This window comes from Leifsonia sp. NPDC058292, assembly GCF_042880955.1.
Lineage (GTDB): Bacteria > Actinomycetota > Actinomycetes > Actinomycetales > Microbacteriaceae > Leifsonia.
In genome coordinates, this window is the sequence record NZ_JBHVYL010000033.1 from 23422 (window position 1) to 34749 (window position 11328).

10 protein-coding genes and 1 riboswitch are annotated in these 11328 nt (G+C 67.4%); of the genes, 4 read left to right on the forward strand and 6 right to left on the reverse strand.

The annotated features are described in order from the left end of the window. Positions 1–40: 40 nt before the first annotated feature. Positions 41–1372, reverse strand: coding sequence for an MFS transporter (locus ACFVWR_RS15570; RefSeq protein ID WP_387213961.1), 1332 nt, complete (start codon positions 1370–1372; stop codon positions 41–43). A gap of 168 nt (positions 1373–1540) precedes the next feature. Between ACFVWR_RS15570 and ACFVWR_RS15575 the strand changes: the two genes are divergently transcribed. After that, a complete protein-coding gene (locus ACFVWR_RS15575; RefSeq protein ID WP_387213964.1) occupies positions 1541–2029 on the forward strand; it encodes a DUF2269 family protein in 489 nt (162 codons plus the stop codon). A 60-nt stretch (positions 2030–2089) separates the two neighbouring features. Here ACFVWR_RS15575 and ribH read toward each other — a convergent pair whose 3' ends face one another. From ribH to ACFVWR_RS15600, 5 genes are all read right to left on the reverse strand, one after another. Further along, positions 2090–2569 (reverse strand): 6,7-dimethyl-8-ribityllumazine synthase, encoded by a 480-nt coding sequence (gene ribH, locus ACFVWR_RS15580; RefSeq protein WP_387213967.1) that lies wholly within the window; start codon positions 2567–2569, stop codon positions 2090–2092. After that, positions 2566–3834 carry a GTP cyclohydrolase II gene (gene ribA / locus ACFVWR_RS15585; RefSeq protein WP_387213969.1) on the reverse strand — a complete coding sequence of 423 codons (1269 nt, stop codon included), beginning with the start codon at positions 3832–3834 and terminating at the stop codon, positions 2566–2568. The genes ribH and ribA overlap by 4 nt, the downstream gene beginning before the upstream one ends. After that, positions 3831–4511: a riboflavin synthase gene (locus ACFVWR_RS15590; protein WP_387213972.1), complete on the reverse strand. Its 681-nt coding sequence runs from the start codon at positions 4509–4511 to the stop codon at positions 3831–3833. Before ACFVWR_RS15590 ends, ribA begins: the two co-directional genes overlap by 4 nt. 3 nt (positions 4512–4514) lie before the next feature. Further along, positions 4515–5549, reverse strand: a complete 1035-nt coding sequence (ribD, locus tag ACFVWR_RS15595; protein ID WP_387213990.1) for a bifunctional diaminohydroxyphosphoribosylaminopyrimidine deaminase/5-amino-6-(5-phosphoribosylamino)uracil reductase RibD — start codon at positions 5547–5549, stop codon at positions 4515–4517. 87 nt (positions 5550–5636) lie between these two features. Further along, positions 5637–5794, reverse strand: a riboswitch (FMN riboswitch). 149 nt (positions 5795–5943) lie between these two features. Then, positions 5944–6918, reverse strand: a complete 975-nt coding sequence (locus tag ACFVWR_RS15600) for a sugar-binding transcriptional regulator (protein ID WP_387213975.1) — start codon at positions 6916–6918, stop codon at positions 5944–5946. A gap of 126 nt (positions 6919–7044) precedes the next feature. Here ACFVWR_RS15600 and ACFVWR_RS15605 point away from each other — a divergent pair, with 126 nt between their 5' ends. From ACFVWR_RS15605 to glpK, 3 genes are all read left to right on the forward strand, one after another. Further along, a complete protein-coding gene (locus ACFVWR_RS15605; RefSeq protein WP_387213978.1) occupies positions 7045–8793 on the forward strand; it encodes a glycerol-3-phosphate dehydrogenase/oxidase in 1749 nt (582 codons plus the stop codon). A gap of 181 nt (positions 8794–8974) precedes the next feature. Continuing rightward, entirely contained in the window at positions 8975–9703 is a 729-nt protein-coding gene (locus ACFVWR_RS15610; protein ID WP_387213981.1) for an MIP/aquaporin family protein, read from the forward strand. 74 nt (positions 9704–9777) lie between these two features. After that, positions 9778–11298: a glycerol kinase GlpK gene (glpK, locus tag ACFVWR_RS15615; protein WP_387213984.1), complete on the forward strand. Its 1521-nt coding sequence runs from the start codon at positions 9778–9780 to the stop codon at positions 11296–11298. Positions 11299–11328 lie beyond the last annotated feature (30 nt).

Genomic DNA, 11328 nt, shown 5'->3' on the forward strand with positions numbered 1-11328 from the left:
TCCCGTGGCAGGAACCGCGCTTTTCGCACGAACGAACGGGTCAGGAGAAGTCGGTGTCGCGCGTCTCCTTGCTGAGCAGCAGGGCGATGAGGGTGAGCACTCCGGCCAGGCTGAGGTAGACGCCGACCCAGATGGTGCTTCCGCCGGCCGAGGTCCACAGCCAGACGGCGATCGTCGGGGCCACCGCGGCACCGAGCACGCTCGAGAGGTTGTAGCTGATGGCAGAGCCGGTGTAGCGGACGTTCGTCGGGAACAGCTCGGGAAGCTCGGCGCCCATCGGCCCGAAGGTCAGGCCCATGAGGGTGAAGCCGACGATGAGCAGTGCCATCGTGCCGATGAAGCCGCCGCCGAACAGAGGAACGAACAAGAGCCCGAAGACGATGATGCCGATGGTCACCCAGATCAGCGTCTTGCGCCGGCCGAACTTCTCGGCGAGCGGGCCCGCTGCGAGCGTGAAGATTCCGAAGAAGACCACGCCGACGATGAGCATGATGAGGAACTCGTTGCGGGTGTAGCCGAGCCCGGCAGGCTTCGCCGTGGTGCCATAGGTGAGCGTGAACGCGGTCATCAGGTAGAAGAGCACATACGTCGCGAGCATGATGAACGTTCCGAGGATGATCTGGCGCCAGCTGGTCTTGAACACGCGCGCGAGGGGCAGCTTCGCGACCTCGCCGGTGTCGACGACCTTCTGGAAGGCGGGCGTCTCGACCAGCTTCAGCCGCACGTACAGGCCGACGATGACGAGCACGGCGCTCAGCAGGAAGGGCACGCGCCAGCCCCAGGCGGTGAACGCATCCGCGCTCATCGTGAGGTTCAGGATGAGGAACAGCACGTTCGCGACGATGAACCCGATGGGCGCACCCAGCTGCGGGAAGGTGCCGTAGATGGCACGCTTGCCGGCCGGCGCGTTCTCGGTCGCCAGCAGGGCCGCGCCGCTCCACTCGCCGCCGAGCCCGAGGCCCTGGCAGAACCGCATCACCACGAGGAGGAAGGGCGCCCAGAACTCCCAGCCGGGCACCTGCGCTGTGGGGAGGCAGCCGATCAGAACGGTCGCGATCCCCATCGTGAGCAGCGAGCCGACGAGGGTGCCCTTGCGTCCGATCCGGTCGCCGAAGTGGCCGAAGACGATCGACCCGATCGGACGCGCGATGAACGCGACGCCGAATACGGCGAAGGAGGAGAGGAGCGCGGTGGTCGGGTCCTCGTTCGTGAAGAACAGGGCAGGGAACACCAGAACGGCGGCGGTCGCGTAGACGTAGAAGTCGTAGAACTCGATCGAGGTGCCGATGAGGCTGGCGAGCACGACGCGGCCGCGGGAGTTCGCGGGAGCGGGAGCGGGAACGGGCGGGATGACGGAGGCCGTCGAAGACATGGCGGAGCTACTTCCGAGTGCGGGGGAGACGATGTCCGCCGGGCGGGACCGAGCGTCGGTAGGCGTCGACTCGAGCCGGGCGGGAGGAGGTGGGAGCAGCTTGTGGCGGCCGTTCTACCCTACGTCCGTCTCGCCGGGCGCGGCGAATCGGGTCGATAGGCTGGGGTCATGGATACGCTCTTCAACGTTCTGCACGTCGTCTCGGCCGTCTTCATCGTCGGGCCGCTGGCCATCCTGCCGATGACCGCCATGCGCGCTGTGCGCGCCGGCAACGCCTCCCAGGTTCGCACCCTGGCGAAGTCGACCACCGTCTTCTCCGGCCTCTCGCTGCTGGTCGTGCTCTTCGGCTTCGCGGTGATGGGGATGTCCGACCCGAAGTACAAGACGTCGATCACCACTCCGTGGATCCTGTGGTCGATCGTCGCCTACGTGATCGCCGTCGGCATCACGCTCTTCCTGGTCGTGCCCTCGATGCGCCGTGCGGCCGACGCGCTCGACGGCGCCACCGGCCCGGGCGCATCCGCGGCCCCGGCGGTGGCCGGAGTCTCCGCTGCCGCGACTCCGACCTCCACCGGTTACCCTGCGATCGCCGCCGGCTCGGGAGTCGCCTCGCTGCTCCTCGTGCTCGTCGTCGTGCTCATGGTCTGGAAACCCTGACGCGTAAGCCCTGACGCGCAAGCCCTGACGCGTAAGCCCTGACGCCCGCCCCCCGGCCGATCAGGCGGTGCGGAGAGAGCGCAGGGTGAGCGCGGTCGTCAGGGCGGCGTGCGCCGACTCTGCGCCTTTGTCTTCGCGCGAGCCGGGCAGGCCGGCGCGATCGAGTCCCTGAGCTTCGTCGTCGAGTGTGAGCACACCGAACCCGACGGGCTTGCCGGTGTCGAGAGCGACGCGCGTGAGGCCGTCGGTCGCCGCCGACGAGACGTACTCGAAGTGGGGTGTGCCGCCGCGGATGATCACGCCGAGCGCCACCACCGCATCCGCCCCGGCGTCGAGCGCGCCCTTCGCCACCACCGGCAACTCGAAACTTCCGGGCACGCGCACCACTGAATAGTCGGCGCCTGCGGCGTCGAGCGTGCGCTCGGCGCCGGCGATCAGCCCGTCGGTGATCTCTTCGTGCCAGGTTCCGGCCACGACGACGACCCTCAGGCCGCTCCCGTCGATCTTCTCCTGTGCGTCGGGGGCTCCCGCTCCGCTCATCGTGTCGTCCTTTCCGCTGCGATCTCAGCCTGGGTGATCGCGTGACCCATGCGGTCACGCTTGGTCTCGAGGTATCCCTCGTTGAATGCGCCGACGCCGACGACGAGCGGAACCCGCTCCGTGACCTCGATGCCGTGCTCTTCGAGCTGGCGCACCTTCTCGGGGTTGTTGGTCAGCAGACGCACCGACTCGATGCCGAGGTCTTGCAGAATGGCCGTCGCCGCTCCGTAGTCCCGGGCGTCGATGGGGAGTCCGAGGGCGAGGTTGGCGTCGAGCGTGTCGAGACCTTCCTCCTGCAGCTTGTACGCACGCAGCTTGTTGATCAGCCCGATGCCGCGGCCCTCGTGTCCGCGCAGGTAGACCACGACGCCGCCGTCGCGCTGGATGGTGTCGAGCGCGGTGTCCAGTTGCGGCCCGCACTCGCACTTCAGCGATCCGAAGGCCTCGCCGGTGAGGCACTCCGAGTGCACACGCACCAGGGTGCCCGCCGCCGACGGGGTGCCCGCGACGATCGCGACGTGGTCCGCCCCGGTCATCCGGTCGCGGTACGCGCGCATCTTGAACGGGCCGTGCGTCGTCGGCACCGTCGTCTCGACCTCGAAGATGACGCGCGAGGTCTCCGGGATGGGCGTCACCGTCTCGAGCTGCTGGTCGCAGTGGAACTCCTGCAGGTAGGCGATCAGCGCTTCGATCGTGATCACCAGCACACCCTCGCGCTCGCCGAGTTCGATGAGGCCGGGAAGGCGCATCATCTCGCCGTCGTCCGCGACGATTTCAGAGATCGCTCCGACCGGCGTGAGCCCGGCGAGCTTGAGGAGGTCGACCGCCGCCTCGGTGTGACCGTCGCGCTCGCGCACGCCGCCGTCCACGGCGCGAAGGGGCAGGATGTGGCCCGGCCGATGCAGGCTGGAGGGCGTCGAGTCGAGGTCGGCGAGCACGCGCAGCGTGTGCGCGCGGTCGGCGGCGCTGATCCCCGTGCTGAGGCGGTCGGCGGCGTCGACGCTCACCGTGTAGTTCGTGCCGCGGGCGTCCTCGTTCGAGGCCACCATGACGGGCAGCTCGAGACGGTCCGCGATCTCGTTCGTCATGGGCGCGCAGATGAATCCGGACGAGTTCTTGACCGTCCAGGCGATCCACTCCTGGCTCGCGAGCTCGGCGGCGATGACGACGTCGCCCTCGTTCTCACGGCTCTCGTTGTCGGCGACGATCACCGGCTTGCCCGCTCGCAGGTCGGCGAGGGCCTGGGGGATGGTGGCGAGACTCATAGTGCGCTCCGCTCGATGATGGTCGGGGTTGCTGATTCGCTGACGGAGGAGGGGAGCACGGCTTCGCGCGCGCCGTAGCCGAGGCCGAGCATCCGCTCGACATGGCGGGCGAGGATGTCGGTCTCGATGTTGACGCGGTCGCCCACCACGCGGTCGCCGAGGGTGGTCGCTGCGAGCGTCTCCGGGATGAGCGACACCTCGAACCAGCCGTCGTCCAGACCGCCGCCGACGGCGCTCACGGTGAGGGAGACGCCGTCGATCGCGATCGAGCCTTTGCGGGCCACCAGCGGCGCGTGCTCAGGGTCGAGGCTGAGGCGAACGACCCGCCAGGCGCTCCCGTCGGTGATCGCGATGATGGTGGCCGTGCCGTCGATGTGGCCTTGCACGATGTGACCGCCGAGCCGGTCGCCGACCTGCGCGGCACGTTCGAGGTTCACGCGACGACCGGGTGTGACGCCGTCAAGGGTGCTCATCGCCAGAGTCTCCGCCATCACATCGGCGGTGAACGTGTCGGCGTCCTGGCCGATCACGGTCAGGCAGACCCCGCTCACCGAGATCGAGTCGCCGTGTTTCGCGTCGCTGACGGCGATCGGGCCGCGCACGGTGATGCGGGCGGCGTCGTCGGCCAGGTCGACGGCGGTGATCTCGCCGAGCTCTTCGATGATTCCGGTGAACATGGGTCAGTTACCTTCTTTCTGCGCTCGCCCGGTCTGGGCTGGCGCGGCACGGATGAGCAGGTCGGCGCCCAGCTGCTCGACCGAGAGGATGCGCAGTGCGCGCTGGTCGGCGATGGTCGCGACCCCGATGTCGCCGAGGGCGAGGTGGCCGCCGCCGAGAAGCGTCGGCGCGAGGTAGATCGCGTATTCGTCCACGAGCGAGGCTTCGACGAAGGCGCTCGCCAGGGTGGGTCCGCCCTCCACGTAGACGCGCCGGAACCCTCGGCCGTGCAGGTCGCGCACCAGCTCAGCGACGTCATGGGTTCCCTCGAAGATCACGGGATGCGGGTGCCGGAAGACGGCGGCCTCGCGGGGGATGGCGCGCATCCCCACCACCACCGGCGTCGGCTGGGTGGAGAGGAGTTCGCCGGCGTCGCCGCGCGCGGTGAGGCTCGGGTCGTCGGCGAGTACGGTGCCGGTACCCACGACGATCGCGTCGGAGGCCTCGCGCTGCTCGTGCACGCGCTGTCGCGCCGCGGCGCCGGTGATCCATTTGCTGGTTCCGTCGGCGGCGGCCGTGCGCCCGTCGAGGCTGCTCGCCCACTTGACGGTGATGTGAGGGCGCCCGAGTTTCGCAGCTGTGAGCCAGTCGCCGAGGAAAGACTCGACCTCGACGGCCAGAACACCGCTGACGACCTCGACGCCTGCTTCGCGCAGGCGGGCGGCGCCGCCACCGGAAGCGTGCCCGGGGTCGCTGACCGCGTAGACGACGCGGGCGACGCCAGCGGCGATCAGGGCTTCGGAACAGGGACCGGTGTGGCCCGTGTGGTTGCACGGCTCCAGGGTCACGACCGCTGTCGCGCCTCGTGCGCCGCCGTCGGGGAGTTTGGAGAGCGCGTCGACCTCGGCGTGGGCGGTTCCGACGCCGCGGTGCCAGCCTTCGGCGATCATCGCGCCGCTCTCATCGAGGATGACGCATCCCACGCGAGGGTTGACGCCCGTCGCGGGTCCGTTGTGCGCGAGCTCGATCGCGGTGCGCATCGCCGCATCCCACGTCATCCCAGTCGTTCCCGTCTCTCGTGTCGAGACGTCCTCCGGGGTCACGCGACGCAGGGTCACGCGTGCAAGCGGTCGTGAGCGACCACCTGCCGTGCTGCCTCCCATCCGGACTGAGCGGTCGGACTCTCGTCTGACCGCATTACCGTCGGTGCCGGAATTCCACCGGCTCAGCAGCCCTGCTCTCGCAGGCCCGCTCGCGGACTATCACCGCCGGTTCGGACTTTCACCGACCCCGGAGCACGTTTTACGTTGTCGAGTCTAGATCAACGCATTCGGGCGCGGTCTATTCCCACGTTCTGTTACGCGGCCTCCACCGCACCGAGGGGGCCCGACGCGCCGTTACATGCACCCATGTAACGGCGTGTTGGGCCCCCTCGATGGAATGCGGCGACGGCTAGCCGAGCGCGACGAGTGCCCTCGCGGTGCCCTCGTCGACGATGAGGTCGGTGATGAGCTCCGCTGCGAGGGCTCCGCGCAGGCTGTGCGCCTTCGATGGGCCGGATACGACGCACACCCGCCGGGGCACGCGCTTGATGAGGTCGATGTCGGGTCCGCTGGCGCGTTCGTTGAGAGGGATGCCGTGGTGGCTGCCGTCTTCGCGGAAGAACACCGTCGCCACATCCCCGACCACACCCGACTCGTCGAGCGAGGCGTAGTCGGCCTGCTCCAGGTAGCCGCCGGCGTAGACGTGCGAACGCACCTCCGAGAACGGCGAACCGAGTCCGAAGATGGCGGCGTCCATGCGCTCCTGGATGTCGAGGATGCGCCGAGTGCTGCGCTCGCGCCACATGGCTGTCTTCGTCTGGGCGTCGTCGAAGAGGGCGGGAACCGGGAACTCCTGGATCGTGCCGGAGAAGGTGTCGCCGAACCGGCGCAGGATCTCACTCGCGTAGAGCACGCCGGTCGTATAGGTGTTGCCGGCGCCGTTCAGCTGCACGAACTCGACGTTGTGAAGATCTTTCGGGATGAGGTGCCGGCTGAGGGCGCTCATCGTGGAGCCCCACGCGAGCCCGACCGTCATGTTGGAGTCGATGAATCGGTCGAGAATCCGTGCAGCGGAGATGGCGACGCGTTCGAGTCTGTCGACATCGCTGATCGCGCTCGGCATCGGCACGATGTGCGCGGCGATGCCGTATCTCTCGTGCAGTTCCTGTTGGGTGCGACTGGCGCCTTCGTGCGGCTGCGCGATCTGGATCGTGACCAGACCGGATGCTCTCGCGTAGCTGAGCAGCCGGGAAACACTGGACCGCGAGGTGTGCATCTCGTGGGCGATGGCTTCCATCGTCAGGTCTTGCATGTAGTAGAGGTGTCCGGCCTTGAGGGCCTCGCGAACCTTCTCGGGCAGGTTCTCGGTCTCGGGGTCGACCATGACATGCCTCTCTTTCCGTCTCTGCATGGGGTTGCACGTATGTGCACGCAGCTTGAACATAATGCCCGCGCATTCAAAACTATAGCTGCACCGAAAAGAACCCCCGAGAACTCCAGGAGACAAGTCGTGACGACGAAGTCGAATCCCACAGCGTCCCGCACCGAGGTCGAGCGCCTTCGTGACCGCCCCCGCGCCCAGGTACTGGTCGTCGGCGGCGGCATCAACGGCATCGGAACCTTCCGCGACCTCGCCCTGCAAGGCGTCGACGTCGTGTTGGTCGAGCGCGGCGACTTCGTGTCGGGAGCGTCGTCGGCGTCGAGCCACATGATCCACGGCGGCGTGCGCTACCTCGAGAACGGGGAGTTCCGGCTGGTCAAGGAGTCGGTGACCGAGCGCAACGGGCTCCTCAAGATCGCGCCGCACTACGTGAAGCCGCTTCAGACCACCATCCCCATCTTTTCCACCTTCTCGGGACTGCTCTCGGCTCCACTCCGCTTCCTGACCCACAAGAACGGCAAGCCGAAGGAGCGTGGCGCGTTCCTCATCAAGACCGGCCTCACGATCTACGACTCGTTCTCGCGTGACGGAGGAACCGTTCCGCGCCACCAGTTCCATGGGCGGCGCAAGTCGCTCCAGACGCAGCCCGAGCTCAACCCGGGCATCAAGTACACGGCCACCTACTTCGACGCCTCCGTCCACGACCCCGAGCGCCTCGCGCTCGACGTGCTCGCCGACGGCCTGGCCGCCGGTCCGCACGCGCGCGCGGTCAACTACGTCGAGGCGATCGGAGCCCGCGACGGCGGCGTGCTGGTGCGCGATCGCGAGACCGGCGAAGAGTTCTCGATCGTCGCGGATGTGGTGGTCAACGCCACCGGTCCGTGGACAGACCTGACGAACCAGGCGCTCGGCCGCGCCACCGAGTACATGGGCGGCACGAAGGGATCCCACATCGTGCTCGACAACGCCGAGCTGCTCGAAGCGTGCAAGGGCCGCGAGATGTTCTTCGAGAACGACGACGGCCGCATCGTGCTCATCTACCCGCTGAAGGGCAAGGTCATGGTCGGCACCACCGACCTCGAGGCCGACATGTCGGAGCGCGCGGTGTGCACCGAAGACGAGATCGACTACTTCATCGAGCTCGTCTCGCACGTTTTCCCAACGATCCCGGTCACACGCGCACAGATCGTCTACACGTTCTCCGGCGTGCGCCCGCTGCCCCACCACGACGACACCCAGCCCGGATTCGTCTCCCGCGACTACCGCATCGTGCCCGGCACGATCGACGGCCTGGGGACGACGACCGTGCTGAGCCTCGTCGGCGGCAAGTGGACCACCTTCCGGGCGCTCAGCGAGCACCTCGCCAACGAGACGCTCAAGGTGCTCGGCGCAGTGCGCTCGGTCTCGACGGCGGGCCTCGCGATCGGTGGCGGCGTCGGCTTCCCGGCCACGCCATCCGCTGAGCGCGACTGGGTGGCCCGCTACGGGGCGGATGTCGGCTCCGCTCGCGCGACACAGTTGCTGCACCGGTATGGAACGAAGGCCACCTTCGTGATCGACGCCATCGCCGGATCGGATTCCGACGACACGCGCCTGGAGGCGGCGCCCGACTACTCCCGCGCCGAGATCGAATACCTCGTGCGCACCGAGCATGTCGTGCACCTGCTCGACGTCTTTCTGCGCCGCACCAGCCTGGCCTTCACCGGCTCCATCTCGGGCAGCGTCGTGCACGAGATCGGCGAAATCGCGGCCATGGCCCTCGGATGGTCGCCAAATCGGCGGTCGGAGGAGGAAGATGCTGTCATAGCGGAACTCGCCGACGCCCACCGGGTGCACCTCGAGTCGGAGGACGGCAGCGAAGCCGCAGCGCTCCGATAAATGCACACACGTGCATAGCTCGGTGCTTGTCTGGATGGGCTGAACGCGAATAGCGTTCAAATGCCCACCCTGACCAGAACCATCGATAGTCGCACAACAGGGTGCGGATCAACTGAACAACTGGAAGGTCAACGTGGACAATATCGGTGTAGATTTCCTGTCGGAGTTGGTGGGCACCGCAATGCTCGTCCTCCTCGGTACCGGCGTGGTGGCGAACGTCGCGCTTATCAAGAACAAGGGCTTCAACGGCGGCTTCTTGATGGTCAACATCGGCTGGGGCCTCGCGGTCTTCTCCGGTGTGGTGGTCGCCTACAACTCCGGAGCGCATCTGAACCCTGCCGTCACGCTCGGTCTGGTGGCGAACGGCGCCAAGCAGTTCGGGTCGGAGGCGAACCACACCCTCGTGGATGTGAACTTCGGCACCGTCGCGCTGTACATCCTGGCTCAGCTGATCGGTGCCTTCATCGGCGCCGTGCTCACCTGGCTGGCCTACAAGAAGCACTTCGATGAGGAGCCGGAACCCGCCAACAAGCTCGGCGTCTTCTCCACCGGCCCTGCGATCCGCAGCTACGCCTGGAACCTCGTCACCGAGGTCATCGGCACCTTCGTGCTGGTGTTCGTGGTGATCGGCTTCGGCAAGAACGGTGACGCCTCCGGGCTCGCCTCGCTCGGCGCTCTCCCCGTCGCGCTGCTCGTTATCGCCATCGGCGCCTCGCTCGGTGGTCCTACCGGATACGCCATCAACCCAGCCCGTGACCTCGGCCCCCGCATCGCGCACGCACTGCTGCCGATCAAGGGCAAGGGCACGAGCGACTGGTCGTACTCGTGGATCCCGGTCGTCGGCCCGATCATCGGTGGTCTTCTCGCCGGCTGGCTGGCGCTCATCCTGCTCCCGGTCCTGACCAAGTAGCACTCAGTACCCGCGTGCCGGTCCCTGTCGGGGCCGGCACGCTCAGCCCCACCCCCAAAACAAAGGAGTTACTTATGGCCGACTACGTTGTCGCCATCGATCAGGGCACCACGAGTACCCGCGCGATCATCTTCGACAAGTCCGGATCGATCGTCTCCTCCGGCCAGCTCGAGCATGAGCAGATCTTCCCCAAGGCCGGGTGGGTCGAACACAACCCCGTCGAGATCTGGAACAACACCCGCGAGGTCATCGGCCAGGCCCTCTCCAAGGCAGACCTGACCCGCCACGACATCGCCGCGGTGGGCATCACGAACCAGCGCGAGACCGCTGTGGTGTGGGACAAGAACACCGGCGAGCCCGTCTACAACGCGATCGTCTGGCAGGACACCCGCACCCAGGACATCGTCGACCGCCTGGCGGCGGACGGCGGCGTCGAGCGGTTCAAGCCGATCGTCGGTCTGCCGCTCGCCACCTACTTCTCCGGCACGAAGATCGTCTGGATCCTCGAGAACGTCGAGGGCGCCCGTGAGCGTGCAGAAGCCGGCGACCTCCTGTTCGGCACGACCGACTCCTGGGTGCTGTGGAACCTCACCGGTGGTGTCGACGGCGGCGTGCACGCCACCGACGTGACCAACGCATCCCGCACCCTGTTCATGGATCTCGAGACGCTGAGCTGGCGTGACGACATCCTCGAGGTGTTCGGCGTTCCGAAGTCGATGCTGCCCGAGATCAAGAGCTCGTCCGAGGTCTACGGCACGGTCGAGTCGTCCAGCCTGCTGCGCGAGGTGCCCGTCGCGGGTATCCTCGGCGACCAGCAGGCCGCCACGTTCGGTCAGGCCGCGTTCGACACGGGCGAGTCGAAGAACACGTACGGCACGGGAAACTTCCTGATCTTCAACACGGGTGAGGAGATCGTCCACTCGAAGAACGGTCTGCTGACGACGCTGGGCTACAAGCTCGGCGACGCGGCGCCGCACTACGCGCTGGAAGGTTCGATCGCCGTCACCGGGTCGCTCGTGCAGTGGCTGCGCGACAACCTGGGCATCATCCAGAGCGCTCCGGAGATCGAAGACCTCGCCAAGACGGTCGACGACAACGGTGGCGCCTACTTCGTCCCGGCGTTCTCGGGTCTGTTCGCCCCCTACTGGCGGTCGGATGCACGTGGTGCGCTCGTGGGCCTCACCCGCTACGTCAACAAGGGTCACATCGCCCGCGCCGTGCTGGAGGCCACCGCCTTCCAGACCCGCGAGGTGCTTGACGCCGTCAACGCCGACTCCGGTGTCGATCTGACCGAGCTCAAGGTGGACGGCGGCATGATCGCCAACAACACCCTGATGCAGTTCCAGGCCGACATCCTGGGCGTGCCGGTCGTGCGCCCGGTGGTCGCCGAGACGACCGCCCTCGGCGCCGCATACGCGGCCGGTCTCGCGACCGGGTTCTGGGAGAACCTGGACGACCTGCGCAACAACTGGCAGGAGGACAGCCGCTGGACGCCGAACATGGACGAAGGCGAGCGCGACCGTCAGATCCGTCTCTGGAAGAAGGCCGTCACCAAGACCTTCGACTGGGTCGACGACGACGTGCGCAACGCCTGATCCCTGACCCGCACCACAGAAGCGCCGCCC

Bases quoted from the DNA above. Each gene is read 5' to 3' on its own strand.
- ACFVWR_RS15570 (WP_387213961.1), bottom strand. From the start codon at position 1,372: ATGTCTTCGACGGCCTCCGTCATCCCGCCCGTTCCCGCTCCCGCTCCC.
- ACFVWR_RS15575 (WP_387213964.1), top strand. From the start codon at position 1,541: ATGGATACGCTCTTCAACGTTCTGCACGTCGTCTCGGCCGTCTTCATC.
- ribH (WP_387213967.1), bottom strand. From the start codon at position 2,569: ATGAGCGGAGCGGGAGCCCCCGACGCACAGGAGAAGATCGACGGGAGC.
- ribA (WP_387213969.1), bottom strand. From the start codon at position 3,834: ATGAGTCTCGCCACCATCCCCCAGGCCCTCGCCGACCTGCGAGCGGGC.
- ACFVWR_RS15590 (WP_387213972.1), bottom strand. From the start codon at position 4,511: ATGTTCACCGGAATCATCGAAGAGCTCGGCGAGATCACCGCCGTCGAC.
- ribD (WP_387213990.1), bottom strand. From the start codon at position 5,549: ATGACGTGGGATGCGGCGATGCGCACCGCGATCGAGCTCGCGCACAAC.
- ACFVWR_RS15600 (WP_387213975.1), bottom strand. From the start codon at position 6,918: ATGGTCGACCCCGAGACCGAGAACCTGCCCGAGAAGGTTCGCGAGGCC.
- ACFVWR_RS15610 (WP_387213981.1), top strand. From the start codon at position 8,975: ATGCTCGTCCTCCTCGGTACCGGCGTGGTGGCGAACGTCGCGCTTATC.
- glpK (WP_387213984.1), top strand. From the start codon at position 9,778: ATGGCCGACTACGTTGTCGCCATCGATCAGGGCACCACGAGTACCCGC.